This window comes from Brevirhabdus pacifica, assembly GCF_002797755.1.
Taxonomy (GTDB): Bacteria; Pseudomonadota; Alphaproteobacteria; order Rhodobacterales; family Rhodobacteraceae; genus Brevirhabdus; species Brevirhabdus pacifica.
Genome location: NZ_PGFI01000011.1, coordinates 1051028 through 1072614, shown reverse-complemented (window position 1 = coordinate 1072614; position 21587 = coordinate 1051028). Strand labels below are relative to the sequence as shown.

The 21587-nt window shown below is 66.8% G+C and carries 23 protein-coding genes; 14 read left to right on the top strand and 9 right to left on the bottom strand.

Features of this window, described 5'->3' with window-relative positions; translation table 11 throughout:
* Nucleotides 1–404: 404 nt before the first annotated feature.
* Nucleotides 405–1178 carry an alpha/beta fold hydrolase gene (locus tag CLV77_RS05230; RefSeq protein WP_076978951.1) on the bottom strand — a complete coding sequence of 258 codons (774 nt, stop codon included), beginning with the start codon at nt 1176–1178 and terminating at the stop codon, nt 405–407.
* Between the two features lie 145 nt (nt 1179–1323).
* Nucleotides 1324–2088 (bottom strand): alpha/beta hydrolase, encoded by a 765-nt coding sequence (locus CLV77_RS05225; protein ID WP_076978952.1) that lies wholly within the window; start codon nt 2086–2088, stop codon nt 1324–1326.
* A 221-nt stretch (nt 2089–2309) separates the two neighbouring features.
* On the opposite strand from CLV77_RS05225, the gene thrS reads away from it, so the two are divergent.
* The 3 genes from thrS (at nt 2310) to CLV77_RS05210 (ending at nt 5789) form a co-directional block, all read left to right on the top strand.
* Entirely contained in the window at nt 2310–4259 is a 1950-nt protein-coding gene (gene thrS / locus CLV77_RS05220; protein WP_076978953.1) for a threonine--tRNA ligase, read from the top strand.
* A 97-nt stretch (nt 4260–4356) separates the two neighbouring features.
* Nucleotides 4357–5295, top strand: a complete 939-nt coding sequence (locus CLV77_RS05215) for a hypothetical protein (protein ID WP_157802006.1) — start codon at nt 4357–4359, stop codon at nt 5293–5295.
* Nucleotides 5292–5789, top strand: coding sequence for an NUDIX hydrolase (locus CLV77_RS05210; protein ID WP_076978955.1), 498 nt, complete (start codon nt 5292–5294; stop codon nt 5787–5789). The genes CLV77_RS05215 and CLV77_RS05210 overlap by 4 nt, the downstream gene beginning before the upstream one ends.
* Nucleotides 5790–5823: 34 nt before the next feature.
* Here CLV77_RS05210 and CLV77_RS05205 read toward each other — a convergent pair whose 3' ends face one another.
* Nucleotides 5824–6150: an arsenate reductase family protein gene (locus tag CLV77_RS05205; protein ID WP_076978956.1), complete on the bottom strand. Its 327-nt coding sequence runs from the start codon at nt 6148–6150 to the stop codon at nt 5824–5826.
* Nucleotides 6151–6364: 214 nt separating this feature from the next.
* On the opposite strand from CLV77_RS05205, the gene CLV77_RS05200 reads away from it, so the two are divergent.
* Nucleotides 6365–6571 carry a cold-shock protein gene (locus tag CLV77_RS05200; RefSeq protein WP_076978957.1) on the top strand — a complete coding sequence of 69 codons (207 nt, stop codon included), beginning with the start codon at nt 6365–6367 and terminating at the stop codon, nt 6569–6571.
* A gap of 179 nt (nt 6572–6750) precedes the next feature.
* Here CLV77_RS05200 and CLV77_RS05195 read toward each other — a convergent pair whose 3' ends face one another.
* On the bottom strand, nt 6751–7152 hold the full coding sequence (locus CLV77_RS05195; protein WP_076978958.1) for a DUF2177 family protein: 402 nt from the start codon (nt 7150–7152) through the stop codon (nt 6751–6753).
* A 112-nt stretch (nt 7153–7264) separates the two neighbouring features.
* On the bottom strand, nt 7265–8176 hold the full coding sequence (thyX, locus tag CLV77_RS05190; protein ID WP_076978959.1) for an FAD-dependent thymidylate synthase: 912 nt from the start codon (nt 8174–8176) through the stop codon (nt 7265–7267).
* A gap of 249 nt (nt 8177–8425) precedes the next feature.
* Between thyX and CLV77_RS05185 the strand changes: the two genes are divergently transcribed.
* From CLV77_RS05185 to CLV77_RS05175, 3 genes are read left to right on the top strand one after another with little or no spacing between them, the layout of a single operon-like run.
* A complete protein-coding gene (locus tag CLV77_RS05185) occupies nt 8426–9304 on the top strand; it encodes a HupA family protein (RefSeq protein ID WP_100053048.1) in 879 nt (292 codons plus the stop codon).
* Nucleotides 9301–10746 (top strand): tetratricopeptide repeat protein, encoded by a 1446-nt coding sequence (locus CLV77_RS05180; protein ID WP_143815101.1) that lies wholly within the window; start codon nt 9301–9303, stop codon nt 10744–10746. Before CLV77_RS05185 ends, CLV77_RS05180 begins: the two co-directional genes overlap by 4 nt.
* A gap of 21 nt (nt 10747–10767) precedes the next feature.
* The gene (locus tag CLV77_RS05175) at nt 10768–11634 is read left to right on the top strand and encodes a DUF1194 domain-containing protein (RefSeq protein ID WP_321174927.1); all 867 of its coding nucleotides are present in this window, start codon (nt 10768–10770) and stop codon (nt 11632–11634) included.
* Between the two features lie 30 nt (nt 11635–11664).
* On the opposite strand, the gene CLV77_RS05170 is transcribed toward CLV77_RS05175, so the two are convergent.
* The 3 genes from CLV77_RS05170 to CLV77_RS05160 all read right to left on the bottom strand — a co-directional run bounded on the left by CLV77_RS05170 (nt 11665) and on the right by CLV77_RS05160 (nt 13012).
* The gene (locus CLV77_RS05170; RefSeq protein ID WP_076980960.1) at nt 11665–12171 is read right to left on the bottom strand and encodes a MarR family winged helix-turn-helix transcriptional regulator; all 507 of its coding nucleotides are present in this window, start codon (nt 12169–12171) and stop codon (nt 11665–11667) included.
* 116 nt (nt 12172–12287) lie between these two features.
* Nucleotides 12288–12584 (bottom strand): FAD assembly factor SdhE, encoded by a 297-nt coding sequence (locus CLV77_RS05165; RefSeq protein ID WP_076978962.1) that lies wholly within the window; start codon nt 12582–12584, stop codon nt 12288–12290.
* Entirely contained in the window at nt 12581–13012 is a 432-nt protein-coding gene (locus tag CLV77_RS05160; protein ID WP_076978963.1) for a helix-turn-helix domain-containing protein, read from the bottom strand. Before CLV77_RS05160 ends, CLV77_RS05165 begins: the two co-directional genes overlap by 4 nt.
* Nucleotides 13013–13093: 81 nt before the next feature.
* Here CLV77_RS05160 and CLV77_RS05155 point away from each other — a divergent pair, with 81 nt between their 5' ends.
* The 6 genes from CLV77_RS05155 to CLV77_RS05130 all read left to right on the top strand — a co-directional run bounded on the left by CLV77_RS05155 (nt 13094) and on the right by CLV77_RS05130 (nt 19011).
* The gene (locus CLV77_RS05155) at nt 13094–14296 is read left to right on the top strand and encodes a pyridoxal phosphate-dependent aminotransferase (RefSeq protein ID WP_076978964.1); all 1203 of its coding nucleotides are present in this window, start codon (nt 13094–13096) and stop codon (nt 14294–14296) included.
* A gap of 8 nt (nt 14297–14304) precedes the next feature.
* Nucleotides 14305–14706: a hypothetical protein gene (locus tag CLV77_RS05150; protein WP_076978965.1), complete on the top strand. Its 402-nt coding sequence runs from the start codon at nt 14305–14307 to the stop codon at nt 14704–14706.
* Nucleotides 14707–14870: 164 nt separating this feature from the next.
* A complete protein-coding gene (locus CLV77_RS05145; RefSeq protein WP_076978966.1) occupies nt 14871–15314 on the top strand; it encodes a TadE/TadG family type IV pilus assembly protein in 444 nt (147 codons plus the stop codon).
* Between the two features lie 7 nt (nt 15315–15321).
* A complete protein-coding gene (locus CLV77_RS05140) occupies nt 15322–16614 on the top strand; it encodes a TadG family pilus assembly protein (protein WP_170043950.1) in 1293 nt (430 codons plus the stop codon).
* 121 nt (nt 16615–16735) lie between these two features.
* Nucleotides 16736–18343: a peptide chain release factor 3 gene (locus CLV77_RS05135; RefSeq protein WP_076978968.1), complete on the top strand. Its 1608-nt coding sequence runs from the start codon at nt 16736–16738 to the stop codon at nt 18341–18343.
* 92 nt (nt 18344–18435) lie between these two features.
* Nucleotides 18436–19011, top strand: coding sequence for an exopolysaccharide biosynthesis protein (locus CLV77_RS05130; protein ID WP_076978969.1), 576 nt, complete (start codon nt 18436–18438; stop codon nt 19009–19011).
* Nucleotides 19012–19076: 65 nt separating this feature from the next.
* Here CLV77_RS05130 and CLV77_RS05125 read toward each other — a convergent pair whose 3' ends face one another.
* Nucleotides 19077–19502 (bottom strand): OsmC family protein, encoded by a 426-nt coding sequence (locus tag CLV77_RS05125; RefSeq protein ID WP_076978970.1) that lies wholly within the window; start codon nt 19500–19502, stop codon nt 19077–19079.
* Between the two features lie 344 nt (nt 19503–19846).
* On the opposite strand from CLV77_RS05125, the gene CLV77_RS05120 reads away from it, so the two are divergent.
* Nucleotides 19847–21556 carry a DEAD/DEAH box helicase gene (locus CLV77_RS05120; RefSeq protein WP_076978971.1) on the top strand — a complete coding sequence of 570 codons (1710 nt, stop codon included), beginning with the start codon at nt 19847–19849 and terminating at the stop codon, nt 21554–21556.
* The last annotated feature ends 31 nt before the right edge of the window (nt 21557–21587 follow it).

Below are 21587 nucleotides of genomic sequence, written 5' to 3'. Positions count from 1 at the left end.
AAGACCGGCGCCGACGCGGTCGATGGCGGCGACAAGGCGGCCGAGGTGCGGACCCTGCTGGACGACACGGCGGACCTTCTGGACCGGGCGATCCGCGAGGCCACGAAGAAGGCCCAGACCGCCAAAGGTGCTGACAAGGGTGCCGAAAAGGTGTCGGACGAGGCCGGCGAGAGCGCGACGCAGGACAAGACACCCGCCCCGGCAAAGACCGCCCCCGAGGCGAAAAAGCCCGCCGATCCGAAGCCCGCTGAGGTGAAGGCGACAAGCGCAAAGGCCACCGATCCCAAGCCTGGGGCCCAAGCCGCCGCACGACCGGCAACCAAGGCCAGGAAACCCGGCAAAGGCTCGAAGTCTCGCAAGAAATCCTGACGTAGTCGGGGGGCCACGCCCCCCCCGCAATGGCCCTAGCGCGGGCTGCGCGGCGGCGGCGGCGCGGCCGGCCGCGTGGCCAGCCCGCCGGGCACCCGGCGCACAGGCTCGGGCCAGCCAAGCCAGTCGGCCAGGACGTGGCTGACCGCCTCGGGCTGCTCCAGGGTCGGCAGATGGCCCGCCCGCTCGATCAGGGCCAGCTTGGCGCCGGGGATCAGCGCGCTCATGAATTCGTGGCGGCGCGGCGGGCTCAGGCTATCCTCGGCCCCGCAGACGATCAGCACCGGCAGGTTGCGCAGCTTGCGCAGGGTCGGCTGCTGATCGGGGCGGCGCTGGATCGCCTTGATCTGCCGCTCGTAGACCTGCGGGCCAAGATCCATCGCCATGGCCATGAACTTTGCCAGCACATCCATCCGCGACGGCCCGGCCGCCAGCTGGTCGGGGCCCAGATCCTCGCGCAATGCATCCGCCAAACGGCCCGACCGGGCGCGGATCAGGCGCGGCTCGCGCGAGGCTGCGATGGCCGGCGTCTCGCTCAGGCAGCTCGTGTCCATGACGCACAGGCGCGACACCCGGTCGGGGGCCTGGCGCAGGATCTCCATCGCCACCATGCCGCCCAGGTAATGGCCCGCGAGGGCAAAGCGCGCCGGCGCATCGGCCAGCACATGGGTTGCCATCTCGGCGATGGTATCGCCCCGGGTGAGGTTGGCCAGGTGAAGGGTTCGCCCGCCGGACAATGCCGCGATCTGGGGCGCGAAAAGCCGCGCGTCGCACATCAGCCCGGGCAGCAGGACAAGAGGTTCCGACATGGGGTCCACTTCGTGTAAGCACTGGCGTTGAACCGCTTATGCCCGTGAAGCGGCGACGGGTCGAGGGGGCGGGCAGTTTTCCGCTGCCGCCCCACCCGCCACGGCCGGAAATCGCCGAGTTGCGCGGCTGGGGCGACGGGGCGGATCAGGCGTGCCGGGTCAGCACCTCCTCGATGGTGGTTTCGATCAGCTCCAGACACTCGGCGTCCGAAAAACGGTGATCGGCCCCCTTCACGCAGGTCAGGCGCATGTCCGGCCCGCTGGCATGGTCCAAGAGGCGCAGGGCCACGGACATGTCCACGTCCTCATCCGCCGTGCCCTGGAGGAAGCGCACCGGAAACGGCAACTCCAGCGGCGTGCGCAGGACGAGGTTGCCGCGCCCCTCCTCGATCAGGCGTCGGGTGATGACGTAGGGCTCGCCATAGTCCGAAGGCAGGGCCACGCGACCGTCCCGCTCCAGCGCCTGGCGGTGGGGTTCGTCGAAATTGGCCCACATGCTGTCCTCGGTGAAATCGGGGGCGGCGGCGATGGTCACCAGCCCCGCGATGCGCGACCGCCGCGCCCGGCAGAGCAGCAGCGAGATCCATCCCCCCATGGACGAGCCGACAAGCACCTGCGGCCCCTCGGTCAGCTTGTCGAGAACGGCCATCGCATCCTCGGCCCAGTCGCCGATCGCCCCCTCCTCGAACGTGCCCGACGACACCCCGTGCCCAGAATAGTCGAAGCGCAGGAAGGCGTGGCCCGTGCGCCGCGCCCAGTCTTCGAGATGCGCGGCCTTGCTGCCCTCCATGTCGGACTTGAACCCGCCCAGGAAGACCACGCCGGGCGCGGTCCCCGCCCCCTGGGCCGCGGTCTGGCGATAGGCGATGCGGCGGCCTTGGGGCGTGTCGAGATGGGCGATGTCGGTCATGGATCCTCCGGGATCTGCAAGGGTGGTGCGGCGCAGTCTTCGGCAGATCCGCCGCCCCGTCCAGCCCCCTTCGGCACCCGATCCCGCCGGCGCGGGCGTGCCATCGCGTCGCCAAGGCCCCGCTTGGTGTTGACACCCCGCCCGCCGCTGGCCAGAAAGCGCGGACATCTTACCCGCAACCGGGCGTTCCGTGGGCGCCAAACCGACGAGGATCCAGTCGCATGACGCAGATCTCCCTGACATTTCCCGATGGCAATTCGCGCAGCTTTCCCGCCGGCGTGACCGCGGCCGAGGTGGCCGCCGACATCTCGACCTCGCTGGCCAAGAAGGCCATCAGCGCCACCGTCGATGGCCGCCACTGGGATCTGCAATGGCCCATCGAGGGCGACGCCGCCATCGCCATCAACACCATGAAAGAGGCCGAGCCCGCGCTTGAGCTGATCCGCCACGATCTGGCCCACATCATGGCCCGAGCGGTGCAAGAGCTGTGGCCCGACGTCAAGGTCACCATCGGCCCGGTCATCAAGGACGGCTGGTATTACGATTTCGACCGCGAAGAGCCCTTCACCCCCGAGGATCTGGGCGCGATCGAGAAGAAGATGAAAGAGATCATCAACAGCCGCGACCCCGTCCGCACCGAGGTCTGGGACCGCCCCCGCGCCATCGCCCATTACGAAAGCCTGGGCGAGCCCTACAAGGTCGAGCTGATCGAGGCCATTCCCGGCGACGAGCCGCTGCGCATGTATTGGCACGGCGACTGGCAGGACCTGTGCCGCGGCCCGCATCTGGCCCACACCGGGCAGGTCCCCGCCGACGCCTTCAAGCTGATGAGCGTGGCCGGCGCCTACTGGCGCGGCGACAGCTCGCGCCAGATGCTGCAACGGATCTACGGCGTGGCCTTCCAGAACAAGGAACAGCTGAAAGCCCATCTGCACATGCTGGAAGAGGCCGCCAAGCGCGACCACCGCAAGCTGGGCCGCGAGATGGACCTGTTCCACATGCAGGAAGAAGCCCCCGGTCAGGTCTTCTGGCATCCGGGCGGCTGGACCGTCTACACCACGCTTCAGGACTACATGCGCCGCAAGCAGCGCGCCGGCGGCTATGTCGAGGTCAACACCCCGCAGGTCGTGGACCGCAAGCTGTGGGAAGCCTCGGGCCACTGGGAGAAATATCAGGACCACATGTTCATCGTCGAGGTCGACGAGGAACACGCCCGCGAGAAATCGGTCAACGCTCTCAAGCCCATGAACTGTCCCTGCCATGTGCAGATCTTCAATCAGGGCCTGAAAAGCTATCGCGAGCTGCCGCTGCGCATGGCCGAGTTCGGATCGTGCAACCGCTACGAGCCGTCGGGCGCGCTGCACGGCATCATGCGGGTGCGCGGGTTCACCCAGGATGACGGGCACATCTTCTGCGAGGAAGACCAGATCGAGGCCGAAACCGCGACCTTTATCAACTTCCTCTCCGAAGTGTACCGCGATCTGGGTTTCGAAAGCTTCAAGGTGAAATTCTCGGACCGGCCCGAGACCCGCGCAGGCTCGGACGAGGTGTGGGACAAGGCCGAGGCCGCGCTTTTGAACGCCACCCGCGCCGCCGGGATCGAGCCCGAGCTGAACCCCGGCGAAGGCGCCTTCTACGGTCCCAAGCTGGAGTTTGTGCTGACCGACGCCATCGGCCGTGACTGGCAGTGCGGCACCCATCAGGTCGATTTCGTGCTGCCCGAACGGCTGGACGCCAATTACATCGGCCGCGACGGCGAAAAGCACCGCCCCGTCATGCTGCACCGCGCCACGCTGGGCAGCTTCGAGCGGTTCATCGGCATCCTGATCGAGGAACACGCCGGCAAGCTGCCCTTCTGGCTTGCCCCGCGACAGGTGGTCGTGGCCGCCATCGTGTCGGACGCCGACGCATATGTGCACGAGGTCGTCGCCACCCTGCGCGCCGCCGGCATCCGCGCCGAGGCCGATACCCGCAACGAAAAGATCAACTACAAGGTGCGCGAACATTCGGTCGCCAAGGTGCCCGCGATCCTTGCCGTCGGTATGTCCGAGGTGGCCGACAAAACCGTCTCGGTCCGCCGTCTGGGTCAGAAGCAAACCCAGGTCCGCACCCTCGACGAGATCCGCGACGAGCTTGCGCTTGAGGCGACACCGCCAGATCTGCGCGGCTGATCCCGCTGCTCCCCGGTGCGCCGACAGGCTTGCCGGGGGCATCCAACCCTGCTGACGAAAGCGCCCGAAGGTCCCCGTCCCCAATGCTTCTGCCCCGATGCTTCTGAAAGAGGCAATGTTCCTGTCGAACTGCGATTCCGTGCGCAGGCTTGGCGTAGAAGAGCTGACCAAGCGGGTGCTGATCGGGGCCATGTTCGCCCGTGGCGTGATCGCCACGCCCAGCCTGCTGCTGGACAATCCGCACATGCTGATGGTGCTGGATCGGCGCAACCTGCAAGACTGGCTGGCCGGGTCTCAAGGCGGCGGGCTGGTCCTGCGCGGCCCTGCCGGGCATGTGGGCATGCGCCTGCGCGACTATTTCGACGCCCTGCCGCCGGACTATATCCTAAGCAGATGCGGCGGGCGCACCAAGCAACAGCTGAGTTTTCTGGAACGCCGGGACATCGAGGACGATCTGAAGCGTCTGGACCTGATCCTGGCGCGGGTGGCCAGGCCGCCCGAACCGGTGGCGCTTCGCCCCTCGTCGCTGACCGAGGCGATCCAGCAGGGATCCTCGCTTGCCCAGTGGCGGGAAACCTCGTCAGATGCGCTGAGTACGATGCTGAAGGGGACGGATACTCTCAACTCGCGCTCGGCCTGGTACAAGGCGGCCGGCGACGCGTTCGACCCCGCCACCGCCGCGCGGTTTCAGGCCGAGGTGATCGACCCCGCCTATCACGGGCTGTTCGTTCGCAAGGGCGAGGCCTTTGCGATGGACCGCATCGCCGTCATCGACGCCCTGCCCCCGCAACTGCTGGACGCGACGACCTCGTTCCGGTTGCTGCGCCGCAAGACCGAGTTCATTGACCACGCCATCAGCCTGTTCAATCTGGTCTCGGCGGCGGGCACCAACCAGCTTCTGGCTCATCTGACCGACGAGGCCATTGGTTTCGTCGAGGACAAGATGCAGGATAAGGGCATGGGTTGGGCCTCGCGGCGCAACTGGTTCGGGCTTTATCCGGCACTGATACGCAAGATCGGGGTGGAAATCCGGTGATCGAATATGAAAACCCCTGGTTCCGTGTGATCCGCGAGGGCCGGCAGCATTGGGTCGAAGAACCCGACGCCCGTAACGGCGCCGCCGTCATCGCCATGCGCGGCGACCGTCTGATCCTGCTGGAAATGCACCGGCCCGCCCAGGGCGGGGCCCGGACCCTTGAGATCCCGCGCGGCTATGGCGCAGAGGGCGAGACCGCCCGGCAGGCCGCCCGCCGCGAGCTGTGCGAAGAGACGGGGTATGACGCGCCGCTGGCGTCGTTCCAACCCTTGGGCTTTGTGCGCCCCAACACCGCGATGCTGTCCTCGCGGGTGGCCGTCTTCGCGGTGACGTTGGCGCCCGATGCCCGCCCCGGCCCCCGCGACGCCGAAGCCGGCGCGGTGACCGATCATGCCACGGCGGATCTTGACGCGCTGATCCGCGCGGGCGGGATCGAGGACGGGTTCACCCTGTCGGCCCTGTGTCTGGCGCGGGCGGGTGGCGTACTGCGCTGACGGGTGCGGCCAACCACGCGAGCGATTGCCTGCGCTAGCCCAGCCAAACCTCGCGGACATCCCCGGTCCAGCCTAGGGTCATGCGGTCGCCGTCGGTGATCACCGGACGCTTCATCAACGCCGGGTGATCGGCCAGAAGCTCGGTCGCGGGGCGCGCCCGTTCCTCATCGGAAAGCGCCCGCCAGGTGGTCGATTTCCGGTTGACCAGCGCCTCGCCGAAACGCCCTTCGAAACGGGCGATTTCATCGGGCGAAAGCGGCTCCTGCCGGACGTCGCGCAGGGTGATTTCATGCCCATCCGCTGCCAGCGCGCGCAGGGCCTTGCGGCAGGTGTCACAGGTCTTCAGTCCGAGCATCCGCATTGGGAAAAGCCTTTCGGTTTCTTGGTGCCAAATCATCTAGTGCGAAGATTAAACTTGCTTTTCCCAGGACACGACCCAGTTTTTTCCCCAGAGGGCACGCGGGGTCCCCGACCCCACCCGGGAGCGGCGCCCAAGCAAAAATTCTCGTCGAACGCGGGATCCGAATGGCCGGTTTGGCGGTTGGGAAGTAACAAGTCTAAGAAGGAGTGACGCGATGCCCACTGGCACCGTGAAATGGTTCAACACAACGAAAGGATACGGCTTCATCGCCCCCGACGACGGCGGCAAGGACGTATTCGTGCATATCTCCGCGGTGGAGCGTTCGGGCCTGTCCGGCCTGGCCGATGACCAGAAGATCAGCTACGAGCTGGAAGAGGGTCGCGACGGCCGGCAACTGGCGGCGGATCTGAAGACCCTCTAGATCGCCGGATCTAGGTCCTGGTGTCGTCCGGGCATCGCTGCGCGAACTCGCGCACCATCGCCGCGATGATCGGGCACCAAGGACAGGTCACCGCGGTAGCCATGCCTGACGCCGCCCTTCTTCCGGCGGCGGCAGGGCCACCCTCGCCCCCGCGCCCCAGGTCCAGAATTCCCGTTGGTTCAGCTGGTCATGGCCCTTGTCACAAGGACGCCTGCAAATGCGGCTCCGCCGGTCAGCGCGGTTCCCCACAGCCCGTCGATCACCACCTGCTGTAGCGACCAGTCGCGCATTACTGCGTAGCTGGTGAACTCGTAGGTGCCATAGGCGATGGCGCCCAGAAGCGCCCCGTTCACGAGGGACTGCGCCGGAACGCCGTCCCGTAACGCGGGCCAGGACACCAGCCACAGCAATCCCGCCACGTAGAACATGTAGAAGACGACCGCCGCCCCCATCCGGGGCGAGTCGAGCACCGCGTCGCCCAGGTGTTTTACGAACAGCGGTTTCATCACGGTTTTCAGCATGATGGCGTCCGCGACCAGGAACACGGTGGCGGTAGTGAGATACAGGATGACGATCTGCATTGTGGCCCCTCCTCGGGTTTGACGAAGGGGTTACGCGCGGAATTCCCGCGTGGATTGAATTTTCAGGATCATCCGCCCGGCCTGGTTGCCCGAGGGCCGTGCGGACCCGGGCTCAGCCCTCGTCCAGCAGGGCGCGAAACTCCCGCCACTCGCCCTTGGACATGCCGGAGTTCTCCTGATCCACGGCCTCGCCCGCCAGCATCCGGCGCACGCAATCCAGCGCCTTGCCCGACAGGGTTGCGCCGCCCATGCGGTAATCCTCGAACGCGGCATAGGCGGCGGGCACCCAGTCGGCCACCACCTTGCAGATCGCGTCGGCATAGACCCGGATCTCGTACTGGGCGTGGGAATCGGCGCGCAGGCGCAGGAAGTGGAACAGATTGTGCAGGTCCACCTTCCAGTACCATTGGGTATAGATGTTGGCCGGCAGGTTCATGCGAGCAAGCTCGCGCGCAAGGCCCGACTGGCCCTCCTGGCTCAGCATCTGCTCATAATGGTCATAGGCGCGCCCGGCGTCGGATTTCAGGATCTCCAGCACACGCGCGGCCTCTTCGCCTTGCAATGTCTCGCCCCGGCCCTGGTTGTTGATGGTGGACTGGGCGGCAAGCTGCTCGGGGGCCGGAATGTAGAATTCGCGGTCCAGGATCGAATAGCGGGCCGAGTATTCGTTGACGTTGGCGGTCCGGTGACGGATCCACTGGCGGGCCACGAAAACCGGCAGTTTCACGTGCAGCTTGATCTCGCACATCTCGAACGGGGTCGAGTGCCAGTGCCGCATGAGATAGCGGATCAGCCCCTCGTCATTGCTGACATGCTTGGTTCCGGCGCCATAGCTGACCCGCGCGGCCTGCACGATGGCCGAGTCGTCGCCCATGTAGTCGACAACCCGCACGAACCCGTGGTCCAGCACCTCGTGGGCGCGGTAGAGATGTGCCTCCATCCCTTCCGAGACGGCACGGAGCGTCGGGCGCGGATTGGCGCGGGCCGCCTCGATTTCCTGTGTCTGCTCTGGTGTCAGGGGCATCGGCAACCTCGCTTCGGTGGAATCGCTGGAAACCCATGTCTAGCATGAGAGGCCCGGTCATCCACCAGATAATGTGTCCCACCCATCCGGTGCGCGGCGCGTTTTCGGCGCGCGACGTGGCAGATAAAACACCCTTGCCGCAAACCGCTCGGGGCGCGATTGACTTTGACCCCCGCTGAACGGACCGTGGCCCGCAAGCGGCGTAAGACCACGACCCATCCTTGCAGGCGAAACAACCCGGGCGATCCCATGATCCGTATGACATCTGTGCTTCTGATGGCCGGCCTGCTGACCGCCTGCGGCGGTTCGGGCAGCAACATCATCGCGGACGGCTTCGGCGGCGCCGGCGGCGGTGGCACCGGCAGCGGCACGGGCGGCACCTCTGGCGGCACCACCAATGCCGAGGGCATTCCCACGGTGCTGGCCAAGAATGTCGAGAAGATCACCTACGATTCCACCGCCCAGACGCTGAAAGTCACCCTGTCGGGCCTCGATGCGTCGGACAAGGAAGCTACCTACAACCGCAACGCCGCCCTCGATCTGAACGGCTATCTTGCCTACGACATCCAGGAAAGCTCGGCCCAGCGGCGCTTCGTGGCGCTGGTCAAGGAATCCGCGCGCGGCACGGTCATGGCCTCGGTCGTGGCGGACGGTGGCCAGTTCAACCGCTATTTCGGCGGCGGCTACTACAGCCGCATCGACGCCTACACGATCCCGACCTCGGGCCTGGCCACCTATATCGGCAGCTACGCCGGGGTGATCACCCTGAACGACGGCTCGGGCGGGCCCCAGCGGACCCAGGGCACGGTCACGCTTAACGCCGACTTCACCAACAGCCTGGTCAACGGCGCCGTCACCAACCGCTCGACCACGGGCGGCCAGGCGCTGGACACGCTGGTGCTGACCGCGACCAGCATCGACGAGACGGGCACATTTCTGGGCAAGGTCGAGTTCGAGGATCTGACCGGCGTCGGCGATTACGGCGGCCTTTTCGGGGGCACCGATGCCAGCGACGTGGCCGGCGTTCTGGTGGTCAATCCGATTGGCGGCGACGGAACCGTGTGGGAGCATGGCGCCTTCGTGCTGCCGCGCTGTGGCACCGCCGGCGACGCCGCCACCTGCCCATGATCCCCGTCCTGCGGAAGCGTCCCCGGACAACCGCCGCGATCGCGCTTCTGCTGACCCTGGGATGGACCGCGCCCGGCGCATCCCAGTCGGTCGATGGGGACGCTGTCACAGCCCCCGCGCCCGACGCCAGCGGCGCCGTCACCCTTGATCTTGACCAGTCCCGCGCCCTGGCGCGCGGCGCCCTGCGGCAGGGCAACGCGGGCCTGGCCCACCGGCTGGCCAGCGCCCTGCTGCGCGCCGATCCGGCCGATGCCGAGGCGCGGCTGATCCTTGCCGCCTCTGCCGCGCAACTTGGAGAGCCGGCCCTGGCCTATGCCGAGGCCCTGCGGGTCCACGGCCAGACCGACAACCGCGCCCTGCGCTACGAGGCCGCCCATGTCGCGGCCGAGGCCGCGTTCCTGCAAGGGCGCGAAAGCCTGGCGCAGATCTGGCTGAGGGCGGCCGCGCAGGACGCGGATGACGACGCCAGAATGCGCCAGACCGCGCAGGATTACCGCGCCGTTCGCGCGCGCAATCCATGGCGCACGCAGCTAAGCTTCTCGCTGGCGCCCACCTCCAACATCAACAACGGCGCCTCGACCGACCGGCTGATCGTCAACGGCGAGAATACCCAAGCGACCCTGTCGGGCGACGCCCAGGCGCTGTCGGGCATGGAAAGCCGCGCCGTCGCGCAGCTTGGCTACCGGCTGGCGGGGGACGCGGGGCAGATGACCGAATTCGGCCTGCGCCTCGAGAACCGCAGCTACCTGCTATCGGACAGCGCCAAGGCACGGGCGCCCGGGGCACGCGGCGCCGATTTTCGCTATGGCTCGGTCGAGCTGTCGGTGAACCGGCACCTGCGCCGCCCGGGATCGACGGGGCCGCTTTCGTTCGGCGCGACGGTCGGGCAAAGCTTCTACGGCGGACGCGATCTGGGGCAGTACCTGCAACTGCGTGCGGGACGCGGCGCCACCTTGGCGCCCGGGGTGAACGGCGCCCTGACCCTTCTGGTCGAGCGGCAGTGGCGCGCGGTCGGCGACGGTGGCGACACCGACACGCTGGCCCTGGGCGGCCAGCTACAGCGCCATTTCGCCGCCGGCTTCACCGGCGGGCTGCGGTTGGGCCTGATGCACGTGGCGGGCGAGATGCGCAACGCACGCCAGAACACCCTCAGCCTTGGCGTCAACATCGTGCCGGATCGTCCATGGGGCCCGGTGCAGCCCGGACTGACCCTGGGCGCCAGCCTGCGCGACTTTCCCGACTATGTGCTCGGGCTTGCCAGCGTGCCGGACGGGCGTCAGGATACAAGGCTGTCGGCCGAGCTGGAGCTGCTGTTCCCCAAGCTGGACGCCTGGGGTTTCGCGCCGACGCTGACGCTGACGGCCGCGCGCGGCAGCTCGAACATCTCGCGGTTCGACACGCGGCAGCTGGGCGTCTCGCTGGGGTTCCGCTCGTTGTTCTGATTGCTGGAAAGGAGCGTGGCCGTGATCCGCGCCGGGGTGCAGACCTGCCAAGACGGCCTTCGCCCCCGGCGGAGGTTGATCGGCCTGCGCGCCGCGCTGTCCGCGCTGTTCCTCGCACTTGCCGTCCTTGGCGCTGCCACCCCCGCCGGGGCGGCCTGCCGCCAGGCGCTGACGCTGGGGCTGGATGTCTCGGGCTCGGTCGATGCCGAGGAATACGCCATGCAACGCGACGGCCTGGCCTCGGCACTGGAGGATCCCCGCGTGGCCCAGGCCCTGCTGGCAATGCCCCGCGCCGCGATATCCCTGTCGATCTTCGAATGGAGCGGGTCCGAGTTTCAGCGCGTCCTGGTGCCCTGGACCGCGCTTTCCGACCTGCCGGCACTTGCCTCGGTCGTGGGGCAGTTGCGGGCCAGCCGACGGGTTGCCGCCCCCTCGACCACGGCGCTTGGCACGGCGATCGCGGTGGGCCGCGCCATGCTGGCCCAGCGCGGCGACTGCTGGCGGCACACGCTGGACATCTCGGGCGACGGCCGCTCGAACGAGGGGCCGCGCCCCCGCGACCTGCTGGGCACCGGCGCGGGCCCCATGGTGACCGTCAACGCCCTGGTCATTGGCGAAGGCGGGCCCGACAGCGGCCCCGCACCGGGCGCAGGGACAGGCGGCCCGGCAGCCGGGGGCGGCACCCTCGCGGGCACGAGCGGCGCCCGCCCGGTCGACGACCTGCTGACCTACTTCCGGGCCGAGGTGATCGAAGGCCCCGGAGCCTTTGCCGAGCCTGCTTTGGGATACGGCGACTATCGCGACGCGATGGTGCGCAAGCTGTTGCGTGAAATACGGACGCTTGCCGTGGGAGACGCAACCACGGACCTGCCGGTGCGCGCCCACTAACCAAAGGGCGAGGCGCTGGCCGCTGTCCGCTCAGTAGATATAGCGGATCTGGTCACTCCAATATCTTTCGACCCGGCGCAGGGCCGTATTGATCTCGTCGATCTCGCCCGCGTCGAGGATGCCCCGTTCGGCCAGGGCGCTGGCGTGACTTCCGAACAGGTCGGCGACCAGGCTGCGCACGCGGCGCCCCTTCTCGGTCAGCCGGACCCGGACCGAGCGGCGATCGATCTCGCAGCGCTGGTGGTGCATGTACCCCATCTCGACCAGCCGCTTGAGATTGTAGCTGACGTTGGAGCCCTGGTAATAGCCGCGCGATTTCAGCTCGCCCGCCGTCACCTCGTTGTCGCCGATGTTGAAGATCAAAAGCGCCTGCACCGCGTTGATGTCCAGCACGCCCACCCGCTCAAACTCGTCCTTGATCACGTCCAGCAACAGCCGGTGAAGCCGTTCGACCAGCGCCAGGCTTTCGAGGTAGCCGGTCATTATCATCGCGTGATCTGCACCCGATGCTGCTGTCCCGGGGGCGGAGATTTTCATGGTTTGCGCGGTCATCTTTCCTGTCCACCTGCCTCTGGCCTGCCCCGGGTCTAGCGGTCAATTCCGAACAACCGGTTAAGTGGCGTGGCCGTGGCAGGGGCAGGATCACAGGCCCTTCAGGCCCCTTGCGCGGCCTTGCCGGGGATGTTGGCGCGGGCATGCGCGACCATCCGTTCCAGAAGGGGGGCAAGCTGCGCAGGCGCGGTGCCCGCGCCCGTCGACCAGGCCAGCAGGTCCTGATCGTTGCAATCAAGGATCTCCTCGAACAGGTCCAGCTCGGCAGGGGACAGATCGGCAAGGCGACTGTCGGCATAGGGGCCCAGGATCAGGTCCATCTCCTTGATGCCGCGGCGCCAGGCTCGCATGCGCAGACGGCGCAGGCGGACCGCCGGGTCTTCCGCCTGTCCGCTCATTGCGCGCCCCCGGTGCGCAGGCGCTTTTCCAGCACGCCCAGCCGGTCGGCGGCGCGCACCATGTCGGCACGCAGCTTGCGCATCTCGGTCAGGATCGCGGCCACGTCCTGGGGTCCGCCGGGCAGATCCTCGGTCGCGGTACCGGGCGCGTCGACGCCCATCCCCTGCCCCGTCAGCAGCCAGACGATCGACACGTTCAGGACCCCGGCCATCATCTGAAGCTTGTTGGCGCGGGGCTCGGACATGTCATCCTCCCAGGCGCGGACGGTCTTGTGCTTGACCCCAAGCCGGCGGGCCAGCCCCTCCTGGGTCAGGCCCAGCTGTTCGCGCGCGGCGGCAAGCCGGTCGCCAAAGGTCGCCGTATCCTCGGAGAACCAGCCGCCCTCGTCGCCGTTCGCGCCTTCTCCCTCAGCCGTCCGGTCCTGCATGCTGTTCCCCCTCAATGGCTTGATCGACGTAGAGACGCAGCCTATGACAAGGCTCCATCACATTCAAACCCGAGTTTGCGCATGGCTTTCCTTTCCGACCGGCTTGCCCGCGTCAAACCCTCGCCCACCGTGGCGGTGACGACGCTGGCCCAGCAGCTGAAGGCCGCCGGCCGGGATGTCATCGGCCTTGGCGCGGGCGAACCCGACTTCGACACGCCCGAACATATCCGCCAGGCAGCCGTGCGCGCGATCGACGAGGGGCGCACGAAATACACCGCCCCCGACGGCATGCCCGAGCTGAAGGAGGCCGTCTGCGCCAAGTTCCGGCGCGACAACGACCTTGTGTACACCCCCGAGCAGATCAGCGTCGGGACGGGCGGCAAGCAGGTGCTTTTCAACGCGCTGCTGGCCACCCTGAACCCCGGCGACGAGGTGGTGATCCCCGCCCCCTTTTGGGTCAGCTACCCCGACATCGTGCGCCTGTGCGGCGGCGAGGCGGTGATCGTACCCACCACAATGGCCGACGGTTTCAAGCTGAGCGCCGAGGCGCTGGAGGCCGCGATCACGCCGGCCACCAAGTGGTTCATCTTCAACTCTCCCTCGAACCCCACGGGCGCGGCCTATACCCATGACGAGATCCGGGCACTGACCCAGGTGCTTCTGCGCCACCCCCATGTGCACGTGCTCAGCGACGACATTTACGAGCATCTCACCTACGACGGGTTCCGCTTTGCCACCCCCGCCCAGGTGGAGCCGGCACTGATGGACCGCACGCTGACGCTGAACGGTGTTTCCAAGACCTACGCGATGACCGGGTGGCGCATCGGCTATGCCGGCGGGCCGGTCGACCTGATCGCCGCCATGCGCAAGATCCAGTCCCAGTCCACCACCAACCCCAGCACCATCTCCCAATGGGCCGCGGTCGAGGCGCTGAACGGCAAACAGGATTTCCTGGAGGAGAACCGCGCCATCTTCGTGCGCCGGCGCGACCTTGTCGTCTCGGCCCTGGATGCCATTCCGGGCATCGACTGCCCGGTGCCCCAGGGCGCGTTCTATGTCTATCCCTCCATCGCCGGGTTGATCGGCCGGCGCAGCGCGGCCGGCACCCTGATCGCGGATGACGAGGCCTTTGCCCGCGCCCTGCTGGAAGAGACCGGCGTCGCCGTCGTCTTCGGCGCGGCCTTCGGTCTTTCGCCGTGCTTTCGCGTCAGCTACGCTACCTCGGATGACACGCTGACCGAGGCTTGCGCACGCATCCGCCGGTTCTGTTCTGGCCTGAGTTGAGAGGTTCCATGTCGGTAACCCTGCCCGAGTTCTATTTCCGCGTGCGTGAGAACGGCGCCTTCGTCTTCCGCGTCGACGCCCAGAACCGTCAGCGGCGCATCGACATGAACCAGATCGCCGTCGTCAACATGAAGAACGGCGAGGTGAAGCCCCACGGAGACCACCGGCTTTCGGCCGAGGAGATGGAAGTCATCCGCGACTGGATGGCCGAGCGGGCACAATTGCTGGCCCGCCGGGACATCGACGACATCTTCCGCACCATCGATCATCTGAACCTGACCACCCACTGGGCCCAGTCCCGCGCCTCGGACGAGGACCTGGAAGCCGTGACCGACAGCCTGCTGCTGGCCATGCACGACCTGCGCAGCATGTTGGCGCGCAAGAAGGCCGACCGCCTGGCCGAGGGCTGAGCGCGCCGCCGCAGGGGCAGCCCCCGCCGTCCGGGCCCCAAGGCCCCCACCGCCCCGCGCGATGGCCACAATCCTGCCTTCAGGCCGCATTAATGCCGGATTTCACCACCTGACCAACACGATCACGCCGCAACTTCGCCGTTTTGAGTCAGCAAAAGCATGGGATGGACAATACCTCGGCATATGGGCGCGCCAGGCGCGCCGAAGGGCGGCTTTCGGGCCTGACGCGTCACATGCGCCGCTGGCGCCGCGACGAAAGCGGATCGCTAACGATCGAGTTCTGCCTGTGGATGCCCGTCTTTCTGGCCATCATCGTGCTGGTGCTGGACACCTCGATCCTGTTTGCCAAGCACACATCGCTGATGCGGCTGACCAGCTACGTCACGCGCCAGCTTTCGGTGGGCGCCATGACCGACGCCGAGGTCACGCAATACATCGTTGACCAAGGCTATAGCACCAATGATTTCACCGCGACCGTGGCCCGCCCCGGGTCCGAGGTGAAGCTCAAGATCGACATCAAGGTCGCCGCCCTCGAGGCCGCGGGCCTTTATTCCCGGCTGGGGTTCACCGACCTGACAGTGGAGGCCGTCCAGCGCGACGAGCTGTAATCCGATGATGAACATCTCCCCCGAACTTCGTTCGCCCGCCGCACGCCAGACCCGGCGGACCCGCGCCCCGTTCCTTCGCGACGAAGCAGGCGGCGCAGGCTCGGCCTGGGGGCTGTTCATGGCCGCGGTCTTCATCCTGATCGGTGGTGTCGCGACCGACTATTCCTTCGGCCACCTGGTCAAGGCCGACTTGCAGAACGCCACTGACGCGGCCGCCCTGGCGGCGCTTCAGGACCTGCCCAACGCCACGGCGGCCGTGCAGAGCGCCATTTCCTACGCCAAGAAAAACGACCCCAAGAAGACCGTCAACGTTGCAGAGACCAACGTCACCACCGGGCGCTGGCTGAACAGCACGCGCACCTTCGTGCCCAACGGTCACCCCACCAACGCGGTCAAGGTCGTGCTGACCCGCAGCGGCAGCGACGCCACCCAGGTCAAATCCTTCCTGATGCGCCTGGCCGGTGTCGACAGTTTCGACGTGAGCGCCGCAGCCATCGCCGCGATCCGTCCCCGCTGTCTGGGTGGACGGATCTTCGCCAAGTCCCTTCTCAAGGGCAACAGCAACAGCTCCGTCTCCGACGGGTTCTGCCTGCATGGCGAGGGTGGTGTCCACATCAACAACAACAATGTCTTCGAGGCCGGGACCGAGATTTCGAACGGCGTCGGCTCGACCTTCCGGACGGGCAACAAGAACCCCGGGATCGAGCTTGCCCGGGTCGAAAAGTCCAAGGAACTCAAGTTGGTGGACGAGATCGACTCTGTCTACAACGGGGTGCGCAACGGCACCGACCACCTGCCCTCCTGGATCACCAACGGCCCCGTGCATGTGCCCAACCTGCCGGCCTACCCGACCCGTGGCACGATCTACGTCGTCAGCGGCAACGTCGTCATCAACGACGGCACCGCCCTGGAAGAGATCGCTATCGTCACCAGCGGCAAGATCACCGTCAACTCCAACACCACCATGTCCAAGGTCGTGTTGGCCGCCGGGGGCCTGGTCGACATCAACTCGAACGTCGACATCGGCTCCAGCAGCTATTGCAGCGAAGGCGCCTATGACAGCTACATCGTCTCCAAGGACAGGGTAGAGCTGAATTCCAACGACGTGCTGCGCGGGGTGCAGATCGCCTCGAAAAAGGATTTCGTCATCAATTCCAACGCAGTGGTGACCGATGGCATCGTCATCGAAACCGGCGGCAACGCCGACTTCAACAGTAACCTGAGCTTCGGTGGCTGCCCCGACGCGCTGGTCTCGAACGTCTTCGACTCGATCCACGGCGACAACAGCCTGGTGCAGTAAACAGGCGCCCATCGCGGGCCGCCCTTCCCACCACTCCATCTGAGAATGCGCCCGCGCGGCCCGTGCCCGCAGACGTTCAAGACAGATTGCCCTTGCCCCGGCGCCTCGCTATATCGCGCCCATGCTGGATCGCCCCACAAACCGCCCCGACCTGCCCGAAGAGATTGCGCGCCGCCGCACCTTCGCGATCATCTCGCATCCCGATGCGGGCAAGACGACGCTGACCGAAAAATTCCTGCTGTATGGTGGCGCCATCCAGATGGCCGGTCAGGTCCGCGCCAAGGGCGAGGCCCGGCGCACACGCTCGGACTTCATGCAGATGGAAAAGGACCGGGGCATCTCGGTCTCGGCCTCGGCCATGTCGTTCGACTATTCGGGCTACCGCTACAATCTGGTGGACACACCCGGCCACTCGGACTTTTCCGAGGATACCTATCGCACCCTTACGGCGGTGGATGCGGCGGTGATGGTGATCGACGGCGCCAAGGGCGTCGAAAGCCAGACCCAGAAACTGTTCGAGGTCTGCCGCCTGCGCGACCTGCCGATCCTGACCTTCTGCAACAAGATGGACCGCGAAAGCCGCGACGTCTTCGAGATCATCGACGAGATTCAGGAAAATCTGGCCATCGACGTCACCCCCGCCTCTTGGCCCATCGGCATGGGACGCGAATTCATCGGATGCTATGATCTGCTGCGCGACCGGCTGGAACTGATGGACCGGGCCGATCGCAACAAGGTCGCGGCCTCGATCGAGATCTCGGGGCTGGACGATCCCAAGCTGGAACAGCACGTCCCCGCCAACCTGCTGGAGAAGTTCCGCGAAGAGCTGGAGATGGCGCGCGAGCTGCTGCCACCGATGGACCCGCAGGCCCTGCGAGACGGCACGCTGACCCCGATCTGGTTCGGCTCGGCCATCAACAGCTTTGGTGTCAAGGAGCTGATGGAAGGCATCGCAGGCTTCGGCCCCGAACCCCAGATCCAGAACGCCGAGCCGCGCAAGATCGCCCCCGAGGAGCCCAAGGTCACGGGCTTTGTCTTCAAGGTACAGGCCAACATGGACCCCAAGCACCGCGACCGGGTGGCCTTCGTGCGCATGTGCTCGGGCCATTTCAAGCGCGGCATGAAGCTGACCCATGTGCGGTCCAAGAAACCCATGGCGGTGTCGAACCCGGTGCTGTTCCTGGCATCCGACCGCGAACTGGCCGAAGAGGCCTGGGCCGGCGACATTATCGGCATTCCCAACCACGGTCAGCTTCGCATCGGCGACGCGCTGACCGAGGGCGAGACCCTGCGCTTCACCGGCATCCCGTCCTTTGCGCCCGAACTTTTGCAGACCGTGCGCGCGGGCGATCCGATGAAGGCCAAGCACCTTGAAAAGGCGCTGATGCAATTCGCCGAGGAAGGGGCCGCCAAGGTCTTCAAGCCGGCCATCGGCTCGGGCTTCATCGTCGGCGTCGTCGGTGCGTTGCAATTCGAGGTTCTGGCCAGCCGGATCGAGCTGGAATACGGCCTGCCCGTCCGGTTCGAGCCGTCGCAGTTCACCTCGGCCCGCTGGGTCACGGGGCCGGACAAGGAAATGGACCGCTTCATCAACGTCAACAAGGGCCATATCGCCCATGACAACGATGGCGCGGTGGTCTTCCTGACCCGCCTGCAATGGGACATCGACCGGGTGGTGCGCGACTACCCCGAGCTGACGCTGTCGGCCACCAAGGAACTGATGGTCTGATCCATCTGTGAAAAGCCGGATGCGCGGCGCTTGCCGCCGCATCCGGCAGCCCTATCGTTGCAGGACAAGTGTTCACACAAGGAAGATGAACCATGTCCGACGGCGGGGCGCTGAGCGACGTGATCGAAAAACTGATCGAGGCCGCCGAGGGCGAGAAGGTCCGCTTCGGCGAGATCGTCGAAGCCCTTGGAGAGCGGGGTTTCGGCCCGCTTCTGCTGGCGCTCTCGGCGTTCCTGGTGCTGCCGACGGGCGCCATCCCGGGCATCCCGGCGGTGGTCGGGCTGGCGCTGCTGCTGCTGATGGGTCAGCTGATCCTGGGCCGGCGCAGCCCCTGGATCCCGAAATGGCTGGCCAATTTCCGGATTGATGCCGAAACCCTGCGCAAATCGGGCCGCACGGCCCGCCCCTGGGGCCGCCGGCTGGGCCGCATCCTGTCCCCCCGCATGCGCTTTCTCGCACAGGAAAAGGTCATCGCGGTGGTGTCGTTGCTGTCGTCGGCCATCGTCATCGCCCTTGGCTTCGTGCCGCTGCTGCCGATGGTCTTTGGGTTCAACCTGATGCTTCTGGGAATGGCGCTGGTGGCACGCGACGGGCTGGCCGCACTTCTGGGCTATCTGGTCAGCCTCGGCGGCCTGATCCTGGCGGTGATGAACCTGGGCGGATCCTGAACCCCGGGGGCATGCGCCCGGCAACAGGCCAAGGGGCCAGTTGCCGGGCGTTGTCGTCAAATGGATCAGCCCTTCAGCTTGGCGTCCATCGTGATCCGCGCGTTCAGCAGCTTGGAAACGGGGCAGTTTTCCTTTGCCGTCTCGGCCGCCTTCTTGAACCGGGCCTCGTCGGCGCCGGGGATGCTGGCCTCAAGATCGAGGTGCACCGCGGTGATGGCAAAACCGCCATCCTTCTGTTCGAGGGTCACGGTGGCGCGGGTGCTGATCTCGTCGGCGGTCAGGCCGTCCTCGCCAAGGATGTTCGACAGCGCCATCGAGAAACAGCCCGCGTGGGCCGCGCCGATCAGTTCCTCGGGGTTGGTGCCGGGCGCGCCCTCGAACCGGGTGTTGAACCCGTAGGGCTGATCCTTCAGCGCACCGCTTTCGGTCGAGACCTGGCCCTTGCCATCCTTGAGGCCGCCGCTCCACTTAGCCGATCCGTATTTCTTCATGTCACAGAACTCCTGTCTGGTCTGGGCCGCGCAGTCGGCGCGCGGCCCGGCGGGGCTTCTGGCCCCGGTTGCGCACCAGCTAGGGCGCGGCGGCGCGGCGGCAATCCCGGGCCAGCCGCCCTGGCACCTGTGCCTTGCGGGTCCGCGCACTCGCCGAAAAGGGGCGCACATGCCCGTCAAAGCCCCGCACAGGGGCCCTGTCGCCCCGTCAGGTGCTTGTCGCGTTGACCCATGCGGGGATTTGCGCTAGGTGCTCCCTGACCTGCATCTTGCAGGACGACGCGGGGCGCGTTGAACTTGGCGTCCCATAACCCGGCGGCCCGATGCCGCCCATATGGACGCGAATGACAAAATTCTCTGATCTGAAGCTGGACCCCAAGGTCCTGAAAGCCGTCGAAGAAGCCGGCTATGAAACCCCCACGCCGATCCAGGCTGGTGCCATTCCCCCCGCCCTCGAAGGGCGCGACGTGCTGGGCATCGCCCAGACAGGTACGGGAAAGACGGCATCCTTCACCCTGCCGATGATCTCGATGCTGCGCCGCGGGCGCGCCCGTGCCCGGATGCCGCGCAGCCTCGTGCTGGCGCCGACGCGCGAGCTGGCCGCACAGGTCGCCGCCAACTTCGACATTTATGCAAAGAACACCAAGCTGACCAAGGCGCTGCTGATCGGCGGCGTCTCGTTCAAGGAACAGGACCAGCTGATCGACAAGGGCGTCGACGTTCTGATCGCCACCCCCGGCCGCCTGCTGGACCATTTCGAGCGCGGCAAGCTGCTGCTGACCGGCGTGCAGATCATGGTGGTGGACGAAGCGGACCGGATGCTCGACATGGGGTTCATCCCCGATATCGAACGCATCTTCGGCCTGACCCCCTTCACCCGCCAGACCCTGTTCTTCAGCGCCACGATGGCGCCCGAGATCGAGCGGATCACCAACACCTTCCTGTCGAACCCCGCCAAGATCGAGGTGGCCCGCGCCGCCACGACCTCGGAGACGATCGAACAGGCGCTGATCATGCACACGCCCAAGCGGCGCGACATGACCGCCAAGGACAAGCGTGCGATCCTGCGCTCCATCATCGACAGCGAGGGCGAGGGTTGCAGCAACGCGATCATCTTCTGCAACCGCAAGACGGACGTGGATGTGGTCGCCAAGTCGCTGAAAAAGCACGGCTATGACGCCGAGCCGATTCATGGCGACCTGGATCAGTCGCACCGCACCCGGACGCTGACCGGCTTCCGCGAGGGCAAGATCCGCTTTCTCGTCGCCTCGGATGTGGCCGCGCGCGGCCTCGATATTCCGATGGTCAGCCATGTCTTCAACTTCGACGTGCCCAGCCATGCCGAGGATTACGTCCACCGCATCGGCCGCACCGGCCGCGCCGGGCGCAAGGGCAAGGCCTACACCATCGCCACGCCCCATGACGACAAGCTGCTGGCAGCGGTCGAAAGCCTGGTGAAGATGACGATCCCGCGCCTCGACAGCCCGCTAGGCGGTGGCGCCCCCGCCTCCGACGCTGGCCCGGCCGCCGAGAGCGGTGATGAAAAGCCCACGACCGATCGCAAGCGCAGCCGTCGCCGGGGCAAGTCCGACACTAAGGCCGACGCCAAGCCCGACGCCAAGCCCGAGGCCGAGACCCGTTCCGAAGAGGCCGAGGCCCCCGTCGCCGTGGCCGAGGACAACGCCGGCGAGAAGCCCAAGCGCCGCCGCCGCAGCCGCCGTTCGGACGCCGTCGAAGGCGCCGAGGCCGTGCAGGCCGCCAAGTCCGACGAGAAGGCCGACGCCGCCGAGGTCAGCGAGGCCCCCAAGGCCGAGAAGGTCGAGAAGGCCGCCGAGGAGGCATCCACCGACGCCCGCGCCGAAAGCCGGAGCGCACCCCGGTCCGAGCCGCGTTCCGAAGCCCGCTCCGCCCCGCGCGCCGAGCGTGACCAGAACCAGGTCCGCAACCGCGACGGCAATCGGGGACGTGACAATGGCGACCGCAAGGGCGTTGTCGGCATGGGCGATCACATGCCCGAGTTTCTGACCCGCAACTTCATGGATCAGGCGGGCTGACCCCGCCCGGCGCGGCCCCTTCGGGGGCCCG